Genomic DNA, 21,677 nt, shown 5'->3' on the forward strand with positions numbered 1-21,677 from the left:
GCCGCGGCCCGGATCCGCCCAACTTTCCCCTCCCCCGCCCTCGACGCCCCTTGCGCTCTTTGTTAAAGTGGCGAAATGTTCACGTTTCACCCCGCCCGGATCCAGGAAGTCCCCCTGGAAATCGAGGAGGACCTTCCCGCCCACATTTTGGAGCTCAACGAGCCGATGGCCAAGGGGAAGGAGCCGATCCATGCCAAAATCACCATTATCCGGGACGGCGAGAGCCTGATCGCCAACGGCACCCTGGAAACCACCCTCGACGTCGAGTGCGGCCGGTGCGGCAAATGGATCAAATGGCCCGTCCGGGTCGATCCCTTCGTCCAGCTTTTGGACGCCCCGCTTCCCGATACGGTGGACTTGACACCCTTGATCCGGGAAGACATTCTACTCGACTTGCCTGCAGTGGCCCATTGCCCCCCGGTCGACGGGAAGCTATGCCGCATCCACGCGCAGGAGGACGACGCGCTGGTTCCAATTCCCGGCACGGATATCTGGAAGGAATTGGACAAGATTAAGACTGATAAGGCCGGCACGAAGAGTACCAAGCCTCAGAAGAAGAAAAAGTAAGGAAGAATATGGGAGTTCCCAAACGCAAGACGTCGAAGGCCCGCATGCGCACGCGCAAGGCCGCCAACAAATGGACGGCCCCCGGCCTCTTCACCGACAAGAAGACCGGCAACCGCCACCTGCCCCACACCGTGGACCCGAAGAGCGGCACCTACCGTGGCCGTCAGGTTCTCGCGGTCGAGGAATAACATCCTCCGTCGCCCCGCCTCCGTTTTAAAAGAACGGGCGCGGCGATCCAGACCGATTTAAAAACGGGTACGGCCATGCCGGCGCGGGGAGTCGCTTCCCTTCCGGCATGGCCGTTCCTCTTTTTTCTCCCCCCGATTTTTTCCCGACCGCAGGTTCCAGCCTTCCCCTCCCCTTTCCTGAAATGAAAATTGCGCTCGATGCCATGGGTGGCGATTTCGCCCCCGCCAATCCCGTTGCCGGAGCCGTCCTGGCCCTCCGGGAATACCCCGAAATCACCCTCGCCCTCGTCGGCGACGAGACCCGCGTCCGGGCCGAGCTCGCGAAGCACGACGTCCGCGGCCTCGAAAGCCGCTTCGAGGTCATCCACGCCTCCCAGGTCGTCGAGATGAACGACAGCCCCGTCGAGAGCGTCCGCCGCAAGCGCGATTCCTCCATTTCCCGCTCCGTCGACCTCGTCAAGGAAGGGGCCGCCGAGGCCGTCGTCTCCGCCGGCCACACCGGCGCCGCCGTCGCCTCCGCCGTCATCAAGCTCCGCACCCTCCCCGGCATCGAGCGCCCCGGCATCGCCACCGTCCTCCCGACGGAGACCAACCTCTTCGTCCTCATGGACGCCGGCGCGAACATCGACGCCACCCCCCGGCACCTCGTCGATTACGCCATCATGGGCTCGATCTACTCCCGCCAGGTCCTCGGCTTCGAGAACCCCCGCGTCGGCCTCATGAGCATCGGCACCGAGGACGCCAAGGGCAACGAGCTGACGAAGGAGACCTTCACCCTCCTCGGCTCGTGCGGCGTCAACTTCAAGGGGAACGTCGAGGGCCACGACCTCTTCGAGAACCCCGTCGAGGTCGTCGTCTGCGACGGCTTCGTCGGCAACGTCGTCCTCAAGACGGCCGAAAGCCTCGCCAGCGCCATCTTCCATTGGCTCAAGACCGAGCTGATGCGCTCGAAGCTCCGCATGATCGGCGCGTGGCTCGCCCGCGGCGCCTTCAAGGCGATCAAGAAAAAGACCAACTACGAGGAATACGGCGGCTCCCCCCTCCTCGGCATCAACGGCATCTGCATCATCGCCCACGGCTCCTCGACCCCGAAGGCCGTCAAGAACGCCATCCGCGTCGCCAAGGAAGCCATCGAGCACCGGATCAACCCCACCATCGTCGAGTACGTCGCGAAGCTCCGCCCCGAGAGCGCGGCCTAAGGATCGTCACCGCAGAAAAAGACCTTCTTCCCCTTCCTCCATGCCCGGAACCCGCAAGCACCCTCGTCAAGCCCATCCCCGCCGCAACGCCTCGATCGTGGCGACCGGCATGTACCTCCCGGAGCGGGTCCTCACCAACGCCGAGCTCGAAAAGCTCGTCGACACCACCGACGAGTGGATCCAGACCCGGACCGGCATCAAGGAACGGCGCATCGCCGCCGAGGGCGAGTTCACCTCCGACCTCGGGGCCAAGGCCGCCCTCGACGCCATGCACGAGGGCGGGATCTTCGCCGACGAGATCGACCTGATCATCGTCGCCACCTGCACCGCCGACACCATCTTCCCCTCCACCGCCTGCCGCATCCAGCAGAAGATCGGCGCGAAGAAGGCCGCCGCCTTCGACATCCAGGCCGCCTGCTCCGGCTTCCTCTACGGCCTCATCGTCGCGGAACAGTTCGTCGCCTCCCACGTCTACGAGACCGTCCTCGTCATCGGCGCGGAAAAACTCTCCTCCATCGTCAACTGGAAGGACCGCAACACCTGCGTCCTCTTCGGCGACGGGGCCGGGGCCGTCATCATCCGCAACCGCGCCGAAGGCCACGGCATCCTGGCGAGCGACATGGGGGCCGACGGCTCCCAGAGCGACATCCTCTCCCTCCCCTCCAGCGGCTGCGCCATCCCGGTCTCCGAGGCCGTGATTCAGGAAGGGCTCCAATACCTCCAGATGTCGGGCAAGGAAGTCTACAAGCACGCCGTCACCGCGATGAACAGCTCCGCCGAGAAGACCCTCGCCCGGGCCGGATTGAAGGGGAGCGACATCGCCCTCGTCGTCCCCCACCAGGCCAACCTCCGCATCATCGAGACCCTGGCCCAGAAGCTGAAGACCGACATGGACCATTGCTACGTCAACATCGGCCGCTACGGCAACATGTCGGCCGCCTGCATCCCCGTCGCCCTCCACGAAGCATCGAAGGAGGGCCGCTTGAAGGCCGGGGACAACGTCCTCATGGTCGCCTTCGGCGGCGGCCTGACGTGGGCCAGCGTCGCGCTGGAGTGGTAGCCGTCTACCAAGCGCTTCTCTCCCGATAGGAGTCTAGGCGTATTGGTACCGCTACCCCTTCAGTACGTACCCTCGGACGCTCTGGAAGCAGCGGATTTTAATCCAGTTAGGAGACGAGGCGCAGGGGGAAACGCGTCCGCCTAGTTCAGGCCCTCAGAACAGGAGGTCACGGAGGGGCGAAGCCCCTCTGTGGCTATAAAGCGGATTACATCCAGCTGTACAGGGTTGACCGCGCAGGTCCCGAAGGGCTACCCCGCCCACGCGAACCCTTTCCCCCCCGTACGTCCGATCTTCCATGCGCACCTTTCCCATGGATACTGCTTCCAAGCATAAGTCTTCCCTGGATGCCATGGGAGCAATGCAGCCCTTCGGGGCTTGCGCATTCCACCCTGTATCCCCTCCATGCGCACCGCACTTTAATAGCTTCTGAGGGGTTCCCCCTCAGACTCCGTTCAGAGGGCCTTGGAAAGAGGATGCTCGTCCGCCTATGGAGTCCTTCAGAGAGACTTTGTCCGCTGAATCCGTGAACGTCCGAGGGTACGTATTGCAGGGGTAGCGGTACCAATACGCCCAGACTCCTATCGGAAGAGAAACGCTTGGGAGAGGAGCGCTTCCCTCCTCCCTCCACACAATTCCCTCAGAATGTGCTAAAGTGATGCACCGGAACGACGAAGAAAGGACCAGAGAAAACACCCTACTCCACCCTTTACTCCCGCTCGAAATCCTCGCTAAAGTCGCCCTTCCGAACGTCTTTTCCGTCACACGATTTTTACAATGAAACCGGCTGCCGTCTCCTGTCACCCCGTCTCCCGATGAAATCGCCCTACTATCCTTCCCATGAATGCGGGGTCTTCGCCATCTACGGCCACCCCAACGCGGCGGAACTGACCTACTACGGTCTCTACGCCCTCCAGCATCGGGGACAGGAAAGCGCGGGCATCGTCAGCTCCACCGGCAACGGGGCCGACTTCAAGATCCACCGGGGCATGGGCCTCGTCTCCCAGGTCTTCACCGAAGGGACCCTGAAAGACCTCGTCGGCAACCGTTCCATCGGCCACGTCCGCTACTCGACGACCGGCTCCAGCCACATCAAGAACGCCCAGCCGATTACCGTCACCTGCTCCAAGGGACAGCTGGCCGTCGCCCACAACGGCAACCTCGTCAACGCCCACATCCTCCGCGCCGAGCTCGAGGCCGAAGGCTCCATCTTCCAGACGACGACCGACAGCGAGATCATCCTCCACCTCATGGCGAAGCCCAACGCCAGCCGGGACAGCAGCCTCATCCAGACGCTCACCCGCATCCAGGGCGCCTTCTCCATCGTCATCATGGGGGAGAACGAGATCATCGGCGCGCGGGACGCCTTCGGCTTCCGCCCCCTCTCCATCGGCAAGCTCGACGGTGCCTGGGTCCTCTCCAGCGAGACCTGCGCCTTCGACCTCATCCACGCCGAATTCGTCCGCGACGTCGAGCCGGGCGAGATCGTCATCATCAACGACCAGGGCCTCCGCTCCATCAAGCCCTACGTCGACCTCCCCTCGAAAGCCCTCTGCGTCTTCGAGTTCGTCTACTTCGCCCGGCCCGACAGCAACCTCTCCGGCGTCAACGTCAGCGAATCCCGCATCCGCATGGGCATGGAACTCGCGAAGCTCCACCCCGTCGAGGCCGACATCGTCGTCCCCGTCCCCGATTCGGGCAATTACGCCGCCCTCGGCTACTCGGAGCAATCGGGCATCCCCTACGCCCAGGCCTTCGTCCGGAACCACTACATCGGCCGCACCTTCCTCCAGCCCACCCAGCTCATCCGGAACTTCGGCGTCCGCGTGAAGCTCAACCTCATCAAGGAATCGGTGAAGGGCAAGCGCGTCATCGTCATCGACGACTCCATCGTCCGCGGCACCACCGCCCGCGCCCGCGTCGTCAACCTCCGCGAGGCCGGGGCCAAGGAAGTCCACATCCGGATCAGCTGCCCCCCCCATCGCTTCCCCTGCCACTACGGCATCGACTTCCCCGACAAGAAAGACCTCATCGCCAACCAGATGACCCGCGACGAGATCACGAAATACCTCGGAGCCGACTCCCTCGGCTACCTCGACGTCGACAGCATGGTCCGCGCCTGCAAGATCCCCAGCGACCAGTTCTGCCTCGCCTGCTTCACCGGCAGCCACCCCATCAACGTCGACGAAAAGCTCACCAAGCTCACTATGGAGGGCTCCCAGCGGGGCACCCCCCTCGTCACCGACACCGAGGTCCGGCAGACCCGCCTTCTCTGAGAAGCGCCGGTTCCGCCCCTCCCCCCCTCGACCCTGTTCTTGACGCGCCCCGTCGTTTCTAAGACCCTATCCCCTTTCCCATGAAGAAGTACAGCGAAGCCGGTGTCGACGTCGATCTTGGCAACCAAGTCAAAAGCGGCATCCAGAAAATCGTCGGCGTCACCCGCCGCCCCGAAGTCCTCAGCGCCATCGGCGGCTTCGGCGGCCTCTTTTCGGCGAAATCGGGAGCCTTCAAGAAGCTGAAGGACCCCGTCCTCGTCAGCAGCATCGACGGCGTCGGCACGAAGCTCAAGGTCGCCGAGATGGCCGACCGCCACGACACCATCGGCGAAGACCTCGTCAACCACTGCGTCAACGACATCGCCGTCACCGGAGCCGAGCCCCTCTTCTTCCTCGACTACATCGGCACCGCGAAGCTCGAGCCCTCCCGTTTCAAGGAAATCCTCACCGGCATCGCCCGCGGCTGCAAGAAGGCCGGGGCCGCCCTCATCGGCGGCGAGACCGCCCAGATGCCCGGCATCTACCACGGCAAGGACTACGACCTCGTCGGCACCATCGTCGGCGTCGTCGACCGGAAGAAGATCCTCGACGGCAAGACCATCAAGGCGGGCGACATCCTCATCGGCCTCCCCTCCTCCGGTCTCCACACCAACGGCTACTCCCTCGCCCGCAACATCCTCTTCGACAAGCTCGGCCTCACCCTCCAGAGCCGCATCCCCGGGGAGAAGCGGACCCTCGGGGAACTCCTCCTCGCCGTCCACGTCAACTACCTCCCCCTCCTCCGCAAGGTCCACGCCGCGGTGAAGGTGAAAGGCCTCGCCCACATCACCGGCGGCGGCCTCCAGGACAACCTCCCCCGCATCCTCCCGAAGAGCCTCGACGCCCGGATCAACATCGAGTCGTGGCCCATCCCCCCCCTCTTCCAGTATCTCGTCAACGAGGGCGACATCGTCGGTGCGGAACCGTATCAGGTCTTCAACATGGGCATCGGCATGGTCATCGTCGTCTCCAAGGCCGACGCCAAGAAAGTCCTGAAGCTGACCAAAGGCTACGAAATCGGCCGCATCATCAAAGGCAAAGGCCAAGTCCAGCTCCACGCCGACCCGCCCGCCCACTAGGTCCGGGCTCCTCTTTTCGCCCTCTTGCCACCTCCGAAAAAAACCGATACCTTTTTTCCGTCATGATCAAAGCCGACGAACCCCTCGACACGACGCTGCACGGCGTCGCCGCCGTCAAGAATCTGATTCCGATCAAGGAACCCCTCCGGACGATCCTGCTCTGGGCCTTCGCCGGTCTCATCTTCGTCGGCCTCGCCGTCGGCTTCACCTACGTCCCCACGAAGCACGACCTCGGCGTCACCCACCAGGAGATCAAGGCCGGCCTCGACGACCCCGATAAGGCGCGGGCCCAATAAGCGTTTTCCTTTCCCGGACGCAAGACCCCGCCCCCCTTCCCGTCCGGGAAGACGCGGGGTTTTTTGTTCCCCCCTCCCTCCATGGCTGACCATCCCCGCTCCCTCTTCCAAAAAATCGCCTCGGCCCTCGAATTCGTCCGGTTCAGCCACACGATCTTCGCCCTGCCGTTCGCCCTCGTCTCGATGCTCGTCGCCGCGGGCGGCCTCCCCTCCCTCTCCGTCGTCGGGCTGATCCTCCTCTGCATGGTCTCCGCCCGGACCGCCGCCATGGCGTTCAACCGCCTCGCCGACTGGGAGTGGGACAAGCTCAACCCCCGGACCGAGAACCGGAGCCGCCTCGTCACCCCCGCCACGGCGAAGGCGATGCTCATCGGCAGCCTGATCCTCTTCGCCCTCGGTTCGTGGCTGCTGAATCCCCTCTGCGCCGCCCTCTGCCCCCTGGCGATGCTCCTCATCCTCGGCTACTCCGTCACGAAGCGATTCACCGCCTACTGCCACCTCTTCCTCGGCTTCGCCCTCGGGGCCGCCCCGATGGGGGCCTGGGCCGCCGTCACCGGCACCCTGGCCGCCCCCGCCCCGTGGCTCCTCATGCTCGGCGTCCTCGCCTGGGTCTTCGGCTTCGACCTCATCTATTCGACTCTCGACGCCGAGTTCGACCGCAAGGCGGGACTCCATTCCTTCCCCTCCCGTTACGGCATCCCCGCCGCCCTCCGCCTCGCCTCGGTCCTCCATGCGCTCGCCTGGGGCTGCTTCATCCTCTTCGGCCTCGCCGCCCGCCTCGGCCTCCCGTGGAACCTCGCGATGGTCGGCGTCGCCGTCGCCCTCGTCCTCGAGCAAAAGTGGAGCCGGAGCAACGATATCGGCCGCATTAACGCCGCTTTCTTCCAGATCAACGCCGTGGTAAGCTCCCTTCTCCTCGTCGCCGCCCTGATCTCCCTCTTCCTATGGAAACACTCCTGAACCGCACCTTCGAAAAAAGCGGCCTTTCCTCCATCGCGGAGAAGGTCTTCGCTGGGGAGCGGATCGACGAGGCCGACGCCCTGAGGCTCTACGAGTCGCCCGACCTCAACGCCGTCGGCCTGCTGGCCAACCACGTCCGGGAACGGCTCAACGGCAACGTCACCACCTACATCCTCAACCGCTACCTGAACTACTCCAACGTCTGCATCCTCAGCTGCCAATTCTGCGCCTTCTACCGGCGCGGCGGCCAGGAGGGGGCGTTCGAGCTCTCGGTCGAGGAAATCGTCGGGAAGGCGAAGGAAGCCCACGCCCAGGGCCTCACCGAGATCCACAGCGTCGGCGGCCTCCACCCGAAGCTCCCCTTCTCCTTCTACCTCGAGATGATCCGGGAGATCAAAAAAGCCTGCCCCGGCCTCCGCGTGAAGGCCTTCACTGCCGTCGAGATCCGTCACCTCGCCGAGCGGATCGCGAAGAAGCCGATCCGCGAGACCCTCCAGCTCCTCCTCGAGGCGGGCCTCGATTCCCTCACCGGCGGCGGGGCCGAGATCTTCGACCCCGAGATCCGCGACAAGATCTGCCGCGGCAAGGAAGACGCCGAGGAATGGCTCGACGTCCACCGCCAATGGCACCGTCTCGGCCAGCAGAGCACCTGCACCATGCTCTACGGCCACCTGGAGGAGCCCCGCCACCGCGTCGACCACCTCCGCCGTCTCCGCAACCTCCAGGACGAGACGAACGGCTTCACCGCCCTCATCCCCTTCGCCTACGAGCCGGAGAACAACAAGCTCTCCGCCTCCCTCCGCCGCGTCGGCGGCAGCGTCGACCTGCGGAACATCGCCGTCGCCCGCATCTACCTCGACAACATCCCCCACCTCACCGCCTACTGGGTCAGCATGGGGATGTCGATCGCCCAGATCGCCCAGAGCTACGGGGCCGACGACCTCCACGGCACCATCCGCGAGGAACTCATCTTCCACATGGCGGGCTCGAAGACCCCCCAGGAACAGACCGTCGCCCGGATGGAAAAGGCGATCCGCGAGGCCGGGCGCGTCCCCGCCCAGCGCGATACCTTCTACCGGGTCGCGGCCCCCGCTACCGCTTGAACGTCAACGCTCCGCAAGAAGGCATCCGGAGTGCCATAAGAGAGCGCATTGCCTTTTGATTCTGAACGTGTTACCAGTACCTTCCACTTTTCCCATGGCCAATTCCCCCATCCAGTATCCGAAACCCCGCCGGAAACGCTCTTCCACCCGCAACAAAAACGCGAGCTCCGGGAAAACCCCGACCCCCAATACCGACCCCTCCCAGAACGATCCCAGCTGGCGCGGCGGCTTGATCCTCGTCGCCTCGGTCTTCTTCATCGTCGCCGCCTACTACTTCATGATGGGGGCGGGCTCCCACGTCGCCCCCACCCTCGACCTCTCCCGCGCCGAGCTCCGCAAGGCCCTCGAGGAAAAGCGGGTCGAGCCGAACAGCATCGTCTTCGTCCGCGAGTCGGGGAGCGAGGTCACCTTCCTCAAGGGCAAGGTCACCCACCCGAAGAGCGCCACCGACGCCACCCCGGTCACCACCCCCTTCCGCACCCCCGTCGACCTCGGCTTCACCCCCGACCTCAGCAAGACCCTTGCCGAGAACGGCTTTCCCGACGTCGAGACCGAGACCACCACCAACGGCTGGAGCCAACTCCTCTCCTTCCTCCCCATCATCCTCTTCATCCTCTTCATCTACTTCATCTTCCGCCAGCAGCTGAAGATGGCCGGGAAGAACGCCTTCAGCTTCGGCAAGAGCCGCGCTCGGATGCTGAACCAGGACAAGAACAAGATCACCTTCAAGGACGTCGCCGGCGTCGAGGAAGCGAAGGAGGAAGTCTCCGAGATCGTCGAATTCCTCCGCGATCCCCGCAAGTTCCAGAAACTCGGCGGCCGCATCCCGAAGGGCGTCCTCATGGTCGGCCCCCCCGGCACCGGCAAGACCCTCATCGCGAAGGCGATCGCGGGCGAGGCCGACGTTCCCTTCTTCAGCATCAGCGGCTCCGACTTCGTCGAGATGTTCGTCGGCGTCGGCGCCTCGCGCGTCCGCGACATGTTCGAGCAGGCGAAGAAAACCGCCCCCTGCATCATCTTCATCGACGAGATCGACGCCGTCGGCCGCAGCCGCGGCACCGGCATGGGCGGCGGCCACGACGAGCGCGAGCAGACCCTCAACGCCCTCCTCGTCGAGATGGACGGCATCGAGTCCCAGGAAGGGGTCATCATCGTCGCCGCGACGAACCGCAAGGACGTCCTCGATCCCGCCCTCCTCCGCCCGGGCCGCTTCGACCGCGAAGTCCGCGTCAGCCTCCCCGACATCAAGGGCCGCGAGCAGATCATCGCCGTCCACGTGAAAAAGGTGAAGATCGACCCAAAGGCCGACCTCAACGCCCTCGCCCGGGGTACCCCCGGCTTCTCCGGTGCCGAGCTGGCGAACCTCATCAACGAGGCCGCCCTCATCGCCGCCAAGGCCAACAAGGAACAGATCACCCAGCCCGACCTCGAAGAGGCCCGGGACAAAGTCCGCTGGGGCCGGGAGCGCCGCTCCCTCGCCATGACCGAGAAGGAGAAGAAGAACACCGCCTACCACGAGGCCGGCCACGCCGTCCTCAACGTCCTCCTGGAGAACACCGACCCCCTCCACAAGGTCACCATCATCCCGCGCGGCCCCTCCCTCGGCTCGACGATGTACCTCCCGGAAACCGACAAGTACAACTCCCGCAAGAAAGAGCTCCTCGACTTCCTCTGCGTCGCCGCCGGTGGCCGCGTGGCGGAGGAGATCTTCTTCGGCGAGCTCACCAGCGGTGCCTCGGGCGACATCCAGCAGCTGACCTGGTACGCCCGGAAGATGGTCTGCGAATGGGGCATGAGCGAGAAGCTCGGCATGATCCGCTACGGCGACGACTCGAACATGCTCTTCCTCGGGCGCGACCTCGGCGGTTCCCGCGGCTACAGCGAGAAGACGGCGGAAGAGATCGACCACGAAGTCCTCGACCTCGTCAACGGGGCCCATGCGAAGGCGACCGCCCTCATCACCGAATACCGCTCCCAGACCGAGGCCATCGCCCTCGCCCTGATCGAATACGAGACCCTCGACGGCCAGCAGGTCACCGACATCGTCAAGACCGGCAAGATGACCAACCCGCCCCCGAAGAACATCGAGCCCCCCGTCCTCCCCACCCCCTCGGAACCGCTCCCCGCCAACCCCGAGCCCGAGAAGAAGCCGAAGGACGACGACGGCCTCCTCCCCGGCCTCCAGGGAGCCCCCGCCGGGGCCTGAGTCCCAGCCCGAGACACCCCCGGAAACGACGCCCGCGTCGAGTCGACTCCATCGACTCCGCGGGCTTCTTTTTTCCTGACCCCCGAAAGGGTCGCAGCGCGGCTTTCGGGGAGAAGCCGGGCCAAAGGAAAAGAGATAAGGCCTAGCGAATCGGCACCGGCACCGGTACTGGAGCCGCCCACAGCGCCTTGTTCGCCGCCGCCTCCTTCACCTCGGCGCGGGCCGCCTCCAGCGATGCCTGGAACTGCGGGTCCTCCAGCATCCGGCGAACCAGCTCTACACCGAGCTTCCGCCCCGCGACGATGTCCGAGGGGAACCGCACCCCCGCCAGGACTTGATCGTCGCCGATCTCGGCGGCGCGGACGAAAAGCCCCTCCCTCTTCTCCGGGATCAGATCGGCGAGGATGAACCCCCAGACCGTCCCCACCGCCGCATCGGCGCAGGGATAGGACGATCCGGCCGGCGGGGGAAACGCGGGATGGATGCGCCGGTCGAGCTTCGGCGGCGGCGTCCGGGCCCAGAGCCGCTTCGCCCGCTCGGCCGCCATTTCCGTGTCGCCCTTCGCGGCGGCCAGGAGCGCCGCCGTCTTCGGCAGGTTCACCGCATGGAACCACGGGCCGACCGCCGCCGAGAACGCCTCCGACGTGATCTCCCGCTCCGTCGCCACCCGCGCGGCGGCCTCGGGCGTCCGCCCGGCCTGGAGGAAGAGAAGCGTGCCGATCTCGGCCCGGCAATCGGAGGACCCCTCCGGCGGCGGATCGCCGATCATCTGGAGATCGACCCCGGCGGGATCGATGAACGCGAAGGAAATCCCCTTCCCCTCCGCACGAAGGAAAGAAACCAGCAGCAACAGAACGACGATTGGAAAAACAGCGCGCACCCCCCCGGCCCCCCTCATGTTACCGACCCTTTCCCCCCAGAAGCCTCTTCAATTCAGCCGGCGCGATCCCGAGAAGCTCGGAAGCCTCTTTCTCGTCGCCGCCCGATTCCTCCAGGGCGCGACGGGCCAGCTGCAGCTCGAAATCGCCCAGCGTCGCCCCTTCGCCCTGGCCCCGGGTGCGGAATGCCGCGATCAGATCGTTCACGACCGGGAAGAGCCGCTCCTCGGCGGAGGGCTCCGCCTTCGTCCGGCTCCCCTGCCCGGCGATCGCCTCGGGCAGGTGGGCGATCTGGATCGAGGCCCCGGTGGCGAAGACCATCGCCCGCTGGACGATGTTCTCCAGTTCCCGGACATTGCCCGGCCAATCGTAACTGGTCAGCGCGTCGAGCGCGTCGGCGGTCACCTGGAGCGGTCCGCTCGGGTTCTTCGCCCGATGCTTCTGGAGGAAATAGGAGACCAGCGCCGGGATGTCACTCCGCCGCTCGGAGAGGCGCGGCAGGTGGAGGTTCACCACGTTGAGGCGGTAGAAGAGATCCTCGCGGAACTCGCGCTTCTTCACCGCCTCGGCCAGGTCCTTGTTCGTCGCCGCGATGATGCGGACGTCGGTCTTGATCGGGTCGTTGTTGCCGAGGCGGCAGATCTCCCCCTCCTGGAGGACGCGGAGGATCTTCGCCTGGGTCGTCACCGGCATGTCCCCGATCTCGTCGAGGAAGATGGTGCCGCCGTCGCCGAGCTCGAACTTGCCGATGCGCTGGTTCATCGCCCCGGTGAAGGAGCCCCGCTCGTGCCCGAAGAGCTCGCTCTCCAGCAGATTCTCCGGGATCGCCGTGCAATTGATCGCGATGAAGACCTTGTTGTTCCGGGGGCTGTTCTGATAGATCGCGCGGGCGATCATCTCCTTGCCCGTGCCGCTCTCGCCGGTGATCAGGACCGTCGTGTTCGTCGGCGCGACCTGCCCGATGATCTTGTAGACCGACTGCATCGCCGCCGCGTTGCCGACGATCATCTGGCTCTCCATCGGGGTGAGCTTCGCCGGGAGCGGCATCTCGGTCCGCAACATCCGGGCCGCCTCGAGCGCGCGGTGGAGAAGCTCCTTCAGCTGCCCGATATCGAAGGGCTTCAGGATATAATCGTACGCGCCGAGCTTCATCGCCTCGATCGCCGTCTGGGACGTGCCGTACGCAGTCATCATGATGACAACCTGCTTCGAGGTGATCTGCCGGATCTGCTTCAGCGTCTCCAGGCCATTCTGGTTCCCCATGCGGATGTCCATCACGACGACGTCGACGGGCTGCGCCTTCAGGATCTTCAACCCCTCGTCGCCCGACTCGGCGCTCAGCACCTGGATCGTCTCGGACGAGGTCCCCTCCGACTCGAGGAGCCGCTTGAACGAATAGTGGACGTCCTTCTCGTCGTCGATGACGAGGAGCTTCTGCTTCGGCGCGGCCTCGGCGTTCCCGGCGGCGGAAACGGAGGGGGAAGACGCTTCCTTGTTCTCTCCCTTTTCGGCGGGTTTCTCAGGCGTGGGCGATTTCTTGGTCATGGGGCGCAGGCAATCCCCAAACCTAAGAGAGACGGCTCCCCTTGGAAAGAGGGAATATTACCCCCTCCCCCGTCGGAAAGGACGGCTAGGGCCAATCGACATTCAGGACCAGGCCGCGCCGGAGGGGCTGCGCCCCTCTCCCCTAGGCGTGCGACGCCGAAGCGTGCCTGAATGGCCCGTGAGGCGGCGCAGAACGACGGGGAAGGGGCGTGGAACCCCGGCCCGAAGGGTTGCTCCTAAAACGGCCTCCCTCGGCGTTGCTCGCTCCTCGCGTGCCATTCAGGCATGCAGCGTCGCTCGCGTCTTGATGGAGGCCGTTTTAGGAGCAACGCGACCTGCTCCTGAATGCCGATTGGCCCTAGACAGGAAGGCGGCGGCGCAGGAAGGTCGGCTGGTCGAGGTTCTCGCCGTTGTGGATCGTTTCGGAACTGTTCTCGAACCGGCCGCGGCTTCCGGCCTCGAAGGGAAGCTCTTCCTGCTTCACCGGCTTCGCCGCCTTCGTCCGCCGGACCGTGTTCCCCGCAGGAACGATATTCCGCTCTTCCGTCGCCTCGACCGTCGCCACCGCAGCCGACACCGGCTGAGGCTGGGCGGCAGGCTTCGCCTTCGTCGCCGGAAGCGGGATCGAGACCGGCGCGGGGAGCTCGGCGATTTCGGTCGCCTCAATCATTTCGACTACTTCGAGCAACGGGGCGACGGGAACCACAGGAGCTTCGACCGGCACGGCGGCCGGAAGATGGATCTCCGGCTGCGCGGCGATCCGGGCGCGGGTCGAGGCGAGTAGGAGGGAAAGCGTGATCCGCCCCTCGTGCCGGTCGAGGGTCCGGGTCCCGAAGGAAAGGACGATCGACTTCGGGAGGACCGCCTCCAGCGCCTGCCGGAGCACCTTCAGGTCGGTCAGGGAAAATTCGTGCCCGGCCATGATGCAGGCCATCCCCGAATCGGCCTGCTCGAAGACCGCCCCGTTGTCGAGGAGCGGGCTCTCCAGCACCTGGGAGACGAGCATCTCGAGGCTCTGCCCCTCCCCGGCGTTCACCTCGCCCCGGCCGAGCCAGCAATTCTCGCGGAACTCCCCTTCCCCGAAGCGCCCGTAGAGGCTGCGGAGATCGGCGAAAGAAACCGAGCTCATCCCGCCCAGCGACATGATCTGGGCGGCGGCCTCGACGGCGCGGGCCATCGCCAGGTTCACCCCGTGGAGGCCCTTCTTGATATTCTGGCGCGCTTCCTGCCACGCATCGGCGCGGTCGGCGGCGAAGACCAGGACCGCGTCGGCCTCCTTCCGCAATTCGGCGAGCGTCCGGCGGGCCGCCGTCTGGCGGGACTCGGGCTCGAAGGAAAAGGGGAGCGAGGCGACGACGATGACGCGTCCCTCGTTCCGCTTGATCTCCCGCACCGCCTCGACGGCGAGCATCGATCCCGCGCCGCCGCCGAGGCCGACGGCGAGGACCGCCTGCCGCACCTCGCGGAGCCGGGCCTTCACCCGTTCCGCCTCGCACTTCCAGACCGCGCGGCCCAGAGCCATATCCCCATAGCAGCCGAGGCCGCGGCAGAGCGCCATCCCGAGGGTCGCCTTCTCCGGCGCGATCGAGCCGTCGACCGCCGTGGCGTCGGCGTCGAGGGCGATCGCCTCGAAGCGTTCCCGCCCGCGCATCACCAGCTGGTCGATCACATGGATCCCCGCCTGGCCGAGGCCGATCACCGTCGGCAGCGCCTCGGGCGTCATGCCGTTCGCGCCTGCGCCGTTATTCTCGTCCGCTCCGTCGTGAACCAGTTCGATCATAGGGGTGTCCTGTTGGGATTAGGATTGTGCTTGGGCTTTGGATTAGAAAGAGAAGAGCCGCATCGCGGCGAAGAACTTGCGCAGGCTGCCGAAGGCCCCCTCGGGCACCTCGTTGGCATCCTCGATCTGGGCGTAGCGGAGCATCCCCATCACCGTGGCTAGCTCGGGCCGGGTGACGTGGCTCTGGTCACCCTCGACGGGCCGGGGCTCGGCCATCGCGACGGGAACGGGGAAAATCTCCGAGGCCAGCTCGAGGAATCCGGGAACCCGCGAAGCGCCGCCCGTGAAGTAAACCGTGCCGCGGAAGTGATGCCAGAACGGCTGTTCCGAGAGCTTCCCAAGGACGATGCGGAGCGTCTCGTCTTGCCGGGCGTTGAGGATCGTGAGGACGTGATCCATCCGGACGAGGCGTTCCTCGAAGCTGTAGTCGCCGGGAATCACGACGGCGGCGGGGATCTCGTGGTCGATATCGACCCGGCCGTGCCGGACCTTCAGGTCTTCGGCCTTGAGCGGCGGGAGCTTCAGGCCGAGGGCGAGGTCGTTCGTCAGGTGCTCGCCGCCGACGGCGATCACCCCCGTATCGACCACCGCGCCCGCGTCGTAGGCCAGCCAGTCGGTCGCGCCCGCGCCGCAGTTCACGACGATCGAGCCCTCCCGCTTCTGCGCCTCGCTCAGCACCGCCTGCGCCGTCGCGAGGCTGCCGAGGGCGTACCCCTTCACGTTCACGCCCAGTTCCTTCACGCACCGGATGGTGGTCTGGAGGCGCGTCGTGATGCCGGAGACGAGGTGATATTCCGCCGAGAGGCGGCGCGAGGAGAGGCCGACCGGATTCTCGACCGTCGAGCCGTCGTCGAGGCGGTAGTGGCGGATCACCTCGTGGATGAAGGAATAGCCCGGCTCCAGCGACTGGTGGCGGATCATCCCGTCGAGGTCGTCGAGGTGCTCGGGAAGGATCTCGTTCCCCTCGCTGTGGATCGCCGTCGTCAGCTCGACGTTCTCGGAATGGATGTGGGCGCCGGAGAGGGCGAGGTAGACCTCGGAGATCTCGACCCCGGTCTTTTCCTCCGCGTCCTTCAGGGCGTGGGAGATGCTCTGCTTCGCGTACTCGAAGTTCACGATCTCGCACTTGCGGACACCGCTCGTCTTCGCCTCGCCGACGCCGAGGAGGACGAGGGAGCCGTCGCCGCGCTGCTCGGCGACCGCCACGGCCACCTTGCTGCTGCCCACTTCCATCGCCACGAGGATGTTCGGATAATTCCTGAAGAACATGTCTTTGCCCCTTTTTTCTGTTTTTTTAAAAACGAATGATTATTTAAAGCGAACCGGCACGTTGCGTTCCGGGGTCAGGTCGACGCTCGCGATCTGCTGTCCCTGGCTCTCGGCGTAATCGATGATCTCCTCCAGCCGCCCCAGCTGCTGAGGCAGGTAGCGGAGCTGGAAGAGGACCGAGGCCCCGTCCCGCGTCTCGATCCCGATCGCGAGCGGATGGGAGACGTCGAGGCGGGCGATGTCGAGGCGGGCACGGACCGGCGTCAGCTCCATGCACTTCAGCAGCTGGACGGCGGCGAGGACCTCGGGCTGGTCGAGGTGCTGCCCGGGCTCGACCCCGGTGAAGCGGGTGCCGACGATCTCGGGGAGGTTCGTCCGCAGCGGCTCGTTCGCCATCGGCTTGATCGTGACGCCGTCGCGGTCGACGTAGAGGGGAAGCTTCAGCTCGTCGGCGATCCGCGCGATCGGCATCCGTTCCGAGACGGTGATGATGATCTTGTCGGGCAACTCCCGGCGGACCTGCGCGCTGGCGACGTAGGGGAGCTTCTCGACGTTGCGCTCGACCTCGGCGAGGTCGACGGTCATCACGTTCCGGCCCGTGAAGAGGCGGCTCGCCGCGATGACCTGCTTCCTCTGGAGGCCGCCCTTCACGTCCACGACAATCGTCTTCAGGGCGTAACGGGGATTTTCGTAGAAGGCCTGGTTGAGGAGGAAGCCCGCCGCGTAATGGGTCGCGATGCCGACGAGGGTCAGGGAGAGGCAGACCGCCCCGCAGAGGAGGGTCCGCTTCGTCCAGAGACGGCGCTGATGGCGAACCCCGGTCGTCGTCGCGAAGAGGACGTTCGCCTGGGCCTTCTTCATCCGGTTGCGTCGGAGGGCCATACTAGAGGGTCTCCTTTCCTTTGCCGTCCTGGGCATGGGCGGCAGCGGCGGCCGAAAGCTCGAGGATCCGGCCGCAGAGGCCGGGGAAGTCGATCCCCGCGGCGGCGGCAGCCTTCGGCAGGAGGCTGGTCGCCGTCATCCCGGGAATCGTGTTCACCTCGAGGACGAAGGGCCGCCCCTTCTCGTCGAGCATCACGTCGACGCGGGAATAGACCTGGCAGCAGAGGACGCGGTGGGCGAGGAGCGCCGCCCGCTGGATGCGGAGCGTCGTCTCCTCGTCGATCCGGGCCGGACAGTAATAATCGGTCGCCCCGGCGGTGTACTTGTTGTCGTAATCGTAGAAGCCGCTCTTCGGGACGATCTCGACGGGCGGGAGCGCCTCCTTGCCGAGGATGCCGACGGTGAATTCCCGCCCCTTGATGAACTGCTCCACCAGGACGTGCTCGTCGAACTCCCACGCTTTCCTCAGGGCGGGTTCCAGGTCTTTCTCCTCGAAGACGAAGCTCATCCCGACCGTCGAGCCCTGCTTCGAGGGCTTCACGACGACGGGCATCTCCATCGGCTCCGGCAGGCTCCCGCCGCGCAACACGCAATGGCCCGCGGGGGTCGGGATCCCGGCGGCGCGGAAGAGCTCCTTGCTCGCCTCCTTGTCGAAAGCGAGGCGGCTCGCCGCGACGCCGCACCCGGTGTAGGGGACCCCCCGCGCCTCGAGCATCGCCTGGACCGTCCCGTCCTCGCCGAAGGTGCCGTGGAGCGAAAGAAAGACGAAATCGATCCCCTCGGGAAGGACCACCTCGCGCGCCGTCACGTCGACCTCGACGACGTCGTAGCCGAGCGTGCGGAGCGCCCCCGCGACGGCGGCCCCGGTGCGCAGCGAAACCTCGCGCTCGCTCGACGGACCGCCCATGAGGACGGCGACGCGGCGGATGGAAGAAAAGGTCGCGCTCACAGTTCGTCTCCGATGATGATCACCTCGGGATCGAGGTCGATGCCGTGCCGGTCCTTGATGCGCTGTTGGATCGTCTTCATGAGGGTCTGCACTTCTTCGGCGGTGGCGCCCCCATCATTCACGATAAAATTCCCATGTACATCCGAAACTCGCGCTTTGCCGAAAGAAAGATTCTTCAGCCCCGTGTCGTCGATCAGTTTCCCCGCGGGGGCCGGCCCGGGATTCTTGAAGATGCAGCCGGCGCTCGGCGCGGCGGGCTGGCTCGTCCACCGCTTCTTGCTGTAGCCCTTGAGTTCCTCCTCGATCTGCTCCACGGGGAGCGGCTTCGTCCGGATCACCGCCTCGATCGCGATCTCGTCGCGGAGGACGGGGACGTTCCGGTAGTAAACCTCAAGCTGGTCGCGCTGGTAGGTGCGGACGTTGCCGTCGCGGTCGACGGTCTTCACCTGCTCGATCACTTCCATCGTCCAGCCCTGCATCGCCCCGGCGTTCATCCGGAGCGCGCCGCCGAGGTTTCCGGGAATCCCCTCCATGAACGAAATCCCGCCCAGGCCCTTTTTCTTCGCCGCCGCCACGATGGCGCGGAGGATCGCCCCCGCCCCGGCGGTGATCCTTTCCCCGTCGAACTCGACCTTGGAAAAGGCCGGAGTCCCGAGATAGATCGAGAGGCCCCGGATGCCGCCGTCGCGGACCAGGAGATTCGTCCCCCGCCCGATGAAGGTGACGGGAACGCTGTGCCGCTTCGCATAGCGGAGGCCGACGGCGAGGTCGTCGAGCGAGGCGGGCTCGAACCAGAACTGGGCCGGGCCGCCGATGCGGATCGAGGTGTGCTTCCGCATCGGTTCCTGCCGGAGGAGCGCGCTTTCGGGGGAAAGCGTCTTCTTGAGCCCCTCGTACCAGGCCAGCTCGGAGGCGAGCGTCGAGGCGGCCTCGTGGATGTTTCCGGCTCCCATCGTGATGACGAGGTCGCCCGGCTCGATCTCCCGCGCCACGATCTTGCGAAGCTTGCGCAGGTCGGCCTCGTATTGGACCTTCGGATGGCCCCCCGCCTCGACGGCGGCGGCGAAAGCCTCGCCGGTAACCCCCTCGATCGGTTCCTCGTTCGCCGCGTAGATGTCGGTCAGGAAGAGGAGGTCGGCGTCGGCGAAGGCGGCGGCGAACTCGGCCTGGAGGGACTGGGTCCGCGTGTAACGGTGGGGCTGGAAGAGCGCGACGACCCGCTTCCACCCGCCCGACCGCGCGGCGGCGAGCGTCGCCCGGACCTCGGTGGGGTGGTGGGCGTAGTCGTCGATCACCATGAAATTCTCGCTCTTGTAGCGGACCTCGAAGCGGCGGGTCGCCCCGCGGAATTCGAGGAGCGCGGCGGCGGCGGCCTCGAAGGGGACGCCGAGTTCCATCGCCATCGCGATCACGCCGAGGGCGTTGCGGACATTCTGGAAACCGGGCACCTCGAGGACGACCCGCCCGAGGCGGATCCCGTCGCGGAGCACCTCGAATTCGGAGACGAAGTTCCGCGCCGTGATGTTCACCGCCCGGTAGGCCGCCGTCTCCCCGATCCCGTAGCTGATGACCTCCTTCCGGTTCGAGCAGAGGAGGGCCGTGTTCTCGTCGTCGGCGCAATAGACCACCTTGCCCTTCGTCTGGTCGAGGAACTGGGAGAAGGCCTTCAGGATCGCCTTGAGGTCGCCGTAATGATCGAGGTGCTCCTCCTCGATGTTGAGGAGGATCGCATGGGCGGGCCGGAAGGCGACCAGCGTCCCGTCGCTCTCGTCGCCCTCGATCACGAGGGGGGAACCCTCCTCCCCGTCCCAGCCGGCGCTCGCGCCGAGGATCGGGACTTCGGCCCCGACGTAATGGCTGGGGCGGAGCCCCGCCCCGCGCAGGACGTGGGCGAGCATCGAGCTCGTCGTCGTCTTGCCGTGCATCCCGGCGACGACGATCGACTGCCGCCGCTCCGCGAGGACAGCAAGGACCTCGGCCCGGCGGACGGAGGGAACGCCGAGGCGCTGGGCCTCTAGCCGCTCGGGATTCCCCTCCCCGATCGCCGAGGAATAGACGACCAGATCGCTCTCCAGCACGACAGTCCCGACGTGCTTCGGATAAAAGACAAGCCCCTCCCCGACGAGCTTCTCGACCGGGACCGAGGCGTGGAGATCGGAACCCGAGACCCGGTAGCCGGCCCCGATGAGGAGGCGCGCGAGGGCGCTCATCCCGGTCCCGCCGACCCCGACCAGATGGATGCGGGCCCCCTCGGACTTCAGGACTTCGACAATTTTGGCTCTTACTTCTTCGCGCATGATTCAACCTCGTTGGCCACCCTCGCCGCCGCATCGGGCACCGCCAGCCCCGCGGCGGCGCTCTTCATCGCCTCCAACACGGTTCCACCCGAACCGGAAAGCAGGTTCCGTACCGATTCGGCCAGTTCCCCGATCTTCAGCGCCGATTGCGGGCGGAGTTCCGCCGCCCCGGCGGCTTCGTAGATGCGGGCGTTCGCCGTCTGGTGGTCGTCGGCGGCGGCGGGAAAGGGAATGAGGATCGAGGGCAGGGCGTAGTGGCTCAGCTCGGTGAGGCTCGACGCCCCGGAGCGGGCGATCGCGAGGTCGGCCAGGCTGTAGGCCGCCGCCATGTCGGCCCCGGCCGCGAAGGCACGGACGACGGCCTTCGCCCCGGCGGCGCGATAGGCCTCCGCCGTCGCCGCCTCGTCCGAGGCCCCGGTCAAATGAATGAACTGCCACCCCGCGAGCGCCCCCTTCCACGCGGGAAGGGCAAGGGCCGAGACGAGGAGCCGGTTGATCCCCTGCGCCCCCTGGCTCCCTCCGATGGCGAGGATCGTCTTGATGGCGGGATCGGGATCGAGGCCGAGGAGCTTCGCCGCCTCGTCGCGGGAGATTCGGGAGAGTTCCGTGCGGACCGGCGTCCCCGTCACCTCGCAGCGGGCCGAGGGAAGGAAGGCCGCGCAGGCGCCGAAGCCGAGGAGGGTCCGATCGGCCCAGGCGGCCATCAGCCGCGTCACCCGTCCGGGGACGGCGTTCGATTCGTGGATCAGCGCGGGGATATTCTGGCGCTTCGCCTCCCAGACCGGGACGGCGCTGGTGAAACCGCCCATCCCGAGGACGACGTCGGGTTCGACCTCGGAGAAGAGCGTCCGGCAAAGGCCGCGCGCCTCCCACAGTTGCGCGGCGAAACGGAAGATCTTCGGCGAAAGGAGGCCGGGCCACCCGATCGCGGGAAGGGCGCGGGAGGGAAGATGATCGCGGCCCGCGAGGGCCGTCCGGTCGATCTCCTTCTTCGAGACCAGGAGGAACGGCTCATGCCCGCGACGGCGCAGCTCCTCCGCGACGGCCACCCCCGGAAAGAGATGCCCGCCCGTCCCGCCGCACGCGATGAGAACCTTGAGCGCCATA

The 21,677-nt window shown here is 66.1% G+C and carries 18 protein-coding genes; 10 read left to right on the forward strand and 8 right to left on the reverse strand.

The features are described from left to right. Positions 1-75 precede the first annotated feature (75 nt). From BLU04_RS15130 to ftsH, 10 genes are all read left to right on the forward strand, one after another. Complete coding sequence (locus tag BLU04_RS15130; protein ID WP_093287888.1) at positions 76-567, forward strand: hypothetical protein; 492 nt, start codon at positions 76-78, stop codon at positions 565-567. 8 nt (positions 568-575) lie between these two features. Beyond that, the gene (rpmF, locus tag BLU04_RS15135) at positions 576-755 is read left to right on the forward strand and encodes a 50S ribosomal protein L32 (protein ID WP_093287890.1); all 180 of its coding nucleotides are present in this window, start codon (positions 576-578) and stop codon (positions 753-755) included. Between the two features lie 182 nt (positions 756-937). Further along, complete coding sequence (gene plsX, locus BLU04_RS15140; protein ID WP_093288724.1) at positions 938-1,954, forward strand: phosphate acyltransferase PlsX; 1,017 nt, start codon at positions 938-940, stop codon at positions 1,952-1,954. Between the two features lie 40 nt (positions 1,955-1,994). Beyond that, positions 1,995-3,014 carry a beta-ketoacyl-ACP synthase III gene (locus BLU04_RS15145; RefSeq protein ID WP_093287893.1) on the forward strand — a complete coding sequence of 340 codons (1,020 nt, stop codon included), beginning with the start codon at positions 1,995-1,997 and terminating at the stop codon, positions 3,012-3,014. Between the two features lie 812 nt (positions 3,015-3,826). Then, entirely contained in the window at positions 3,827-5,287 is a 1,461-nt protein-coding gene (gene purF / locus BLU04_RS15150; protein WP_093287896.1) for an amidophosphoribosyltransferase, read from the forward strand. Positions 5,288-5,367: 80 nt separating this feature from the next. Beyond that, positions 5,368-6,405 (forward strand): phosphoribosylformylglycinamidine cyclo-ligase, encoded by a 1,038-nt coding sequence (gene purM / locus BLU04_RS15155; RefSeq protein WP_093287898.1) that lies wholly within the window; start codon positions 5,368-5,370, stop codon positions 6,403-6,405. A 62-nt stretch (positions 6,406-6,467) separates the two neighbouring features. Further along, positions 6,468-6,701 carry a hypothetical protein gene (locus tag BLU04_RS15160; RefSeq protein ID WP_093287901.1) on the forward strand — a complete coding sequence of 78 codons (234 nt, stop codon included), beginning with the start codon at positions 6,468-6,470 and terminating at the stop codon, positions 6,699-6,701. A gap of 81 nt (positions 6,702-6,782) precedes the next feature. Next, entirely contained in the window at positions 6,783-7,661 is an 879-nt protein-coding gene (locus tag BLU04_RS15165) for a UbiA-like polyprenyltransferase (protein WP_093287903.1), read from the forward strand. Further along, positions 7,646-8,764 (forward strand): aminofutalosine synthase MqnE, encoded by a 1,119-nt coding sequence (gene mqnE, locus BLU04_RS15170; RefSeq protein ID WP_093287906.1) that lies wholly within the window; start codon positions 7,646-7,648, stop codon positions 8,762-8,764. The genes BLU04_RS15165 and mqnE overlap by 16 nt, the downstream gene beginning before the upstream one ends. Positions 8,765-8,858: 94 nt before the next feature. Then, complete coding sequence (gene ftsH, locus BLU04_RS15175) at positions 8,859-10,970, forward strand: ATP-dependent zinc metalloprotease FtsH (RefSeq protein WP_093287909.1); 2,112 nt, start codon at positions 8,859-8,861, stop codon at positions 10,968-10,970. Positions 10,971-11,112: 142 nt separating this feature from the next. Here the strand turns inward: ftsH and BLU04_RS15180 are convergent, their stop codons facing one another. The 8 genes from BLU04_RS15180 to BLU04_RS15215 all read right to left on the reverse strand — a co-directional run bounded on the left by BLU04_RS15180 (position 11,113) and on the right by BLU04_RS15215 (position 21,676). Continuing rightward, entirely contained in the window at positions 11,113-11,820 is a 708-nt protein-coding gene (locus BLU04_RS15180) for a phosphatase PAP2 family protein (protein WP_162274698.1), read from the reverse strand. 49 nt (positions 11,821-11,869) lie between these two features. Further along, positions 11,870-13,393, reverse strand: a complete 1,524-nt coding sequence (locus tag BLU04_RS15185) for a sigma-54 dependent transcriptional regulator (RefSeq protein ID WP_093287915.1) — start codon at positions 13,391-13,393, stop codon at positions 11,870-11,872. Positions 13,394-13,751: 358 nt separating this feature from the next. After that, entirely contained in the window at positions 13,752-15,173 is a 1,422-nt protein-coding gene (locus BLU04_RS15190; protein ID WP_093287918.1) for a hypothetical protein, read from the reverse strand. 42 nt (positions 15,174-15,215) lie between these two features. Then, a complete protein-coding gene (ftsA, locus tag BLU04_RS15195) occupies positions 15,216-16,442 on the reverse strand; it encodes a cell division protein FtsA (protein WP_093287921.1) in 1,227 nt (408 codons plus the stop codon). Between the two features lie 39 nt (positions 16,443-16,481). After that, positions 16,482-17,324 carry an FtsQ-type POTRA domain-containing protein gene (locus BLU04_RS15200; protein WP_157895398.1) on the reverse strand — a complete coding sequence of 281 codons (843 nt, stop codon included), beginning with the start codon at positions 17,322-17,324 and terminating at the stop codon, positions 16,482-16,484. A 1-nt stretch (position 17,325) separates the two neighbouring features. Then, positions 17,326-18,273: a D-alanine--D-alanine ligase gene (locus BLU04_RS15205; protein WP_231964877.1), complete on the reverse strand. Its 948-nt coding sequence runs from the start codon at positions 18,271-18,273 to the stop codon at positions 17,326-17,328. Further along, positions 18,270-20,570, reverse strand: coding sequence for a UDP-N-acetylmuramate--L-alanine ligase (gene murC, locus BLU04_RS15210; RefSeq protein WP_093287925.1), 2,301 nt, complete (start codon positions 20,568-20,570; stop codon positions 18,270-18,272). The genes BLU04_RS15205 and murC overlap by 4 nt, the downstream gene beginning before the upstream one ends. After that, the gene (locus tag BLU04_RS15215; RefSeq protein ID WP_093287928.1) at positions 20,555-21,676 is read right to left on the reverse strand and encodes a UDP-N-acetylglucosamine--N-acetylmuramyl-(pentapeptide) pyrophosphoryl-undecaprenol N-acetylglucosamine transferase; all 1,122 of its coding nucleotides are present in this window, start codon (positions 21,674-21,676) and stop codon (positions 20,555-20,557) included. The genes murC and BLU04_RS15215 overlap by 16 nt, the downstream gene beginning before the upstream one ends. Between the last annotated feature and the right edge of the window lies 1 nt (position 21,677).

Source organism: Verrucomicrobium sp. GAS474 (genome assembly GCF_900105685.1).
GTDB lineage: Bacteria > Verrucomicrobiota > Verrucomicrobiia > Methylacidiphilales > GAS474 > GAS474.

Excerpts from the sequence above, each read along its gene's own strand:
- murC (WP_093287925.1), bottom strand. The coding sequence starts at position 20,570 with ATGCGCGAAGAAGTAAGAGCCAAAATTGTCGAAGTCCTGAAGTCCGAG.
- purF (WP_093287896.1), top strand. The coding sequence starts at position 3,827 with ATGAAATCGCCCTACTATCCTTCCCATGAATGCGGGGTCTTCGCCATC.
- BLU04_RS15145 (WP_093287893.1), top strand. The coding sequence starts at position 1,995 with ATGCCCGGAACCCGCAAGCACCCTCGTCAAGCCCATCCCCGCCGCAAC.
- ftsA (WP_093287921.1), bottom strand. The coding sequence starts at position 16,442 with ATGTTCTTCAGGAATTATCCGAACATCCTCGTGGCGATGGAAGTGGGC.
- plsX (WP_093288724.1), top strand. The coding sequence starts at position 938 with ATGAAAATTGCGCTCGATGCCATGGGTGGCGATTTCGCCCCCGCCAAT.
- purM (WP_093287898.1), top strand. The coding sequence starts at position 5,368 with ATGAAGAAGTACAGCGAAGCCGGTGTCGACGTCGATCTTGGCAACCAA.
- BLU04_RS15130 (WP_093287888.1), top strand. The coding sequence starts at position 76 with ATGTTCACGTTTCACCCCGCCCGGATCCAGGAAGTCCCCCTGGAAATC.
- BLU04_RS15215 (WP_093287928.1), bottom strand. The coding sequence starts at position 21,676 with ATGGCGCTCAAGGTTCTCATCGCGTGCGGCGGGACGGGCGGGCATCTC.
- BLU04_RS15160 (WP_093287901.1), top strand. The coding sequence starts at position 6,468 with ATGATCAAAGCCGACGAACCCCTCGACACGACGCTGCACGGCGTCGCC.
- BLU04_RS15200 (WP_157895398.1), bottom strand. The coding sequence starts at position 17,324 with ATGGCCCTCCGACGCAACCGGATGAAGAAGGCCCAGGCGAACGTCCTC.
- rpmF (WP_093287890.1), top strand. The coding sequence starts at position 576 with ATGGGAGTTCCCAAACGCAAGACGTCGAAGGCCCGCATGCGCACGCGC.
- ftsH (WP_093287909.1), top strand. The coding sequence starts at position 8,859 with ATGGCCAATTCCCCCATCCAGTATCCGAAACCCCGCCGGAAACGCTCT.
- BLU04_RS15165 (WP_093287903.1), top strand. The coding sequence starts at position 6,783 with ATGGCTGACCATCCCCGCTCCCTCTTCCAAAAAATCGCCTCGGCCCTC.
- mqnE (WP_093287906.1), top strand. The coding sequence starts at position 7,646 with ATGGAAACACTCCTGAACCGCACCTTCGAAAAAAGCGGCCTTTCCTCC.
- BLU04_RS15185 (WP_093287915.1), bottom strand. The coding sequence starts at position 13,393 with ATGACCAAGAAATCGCCCACGCCTGAGAAACCCGCCGAAAAGGGAGAG.
- BLU04_RS15190 (WP_093287918.1), bottom strand. The coding sequence starts at position 15,173 with ATGATCGAACTGGTTCACGACGGAGCGGACGAGAATAACGGCGCAGGC.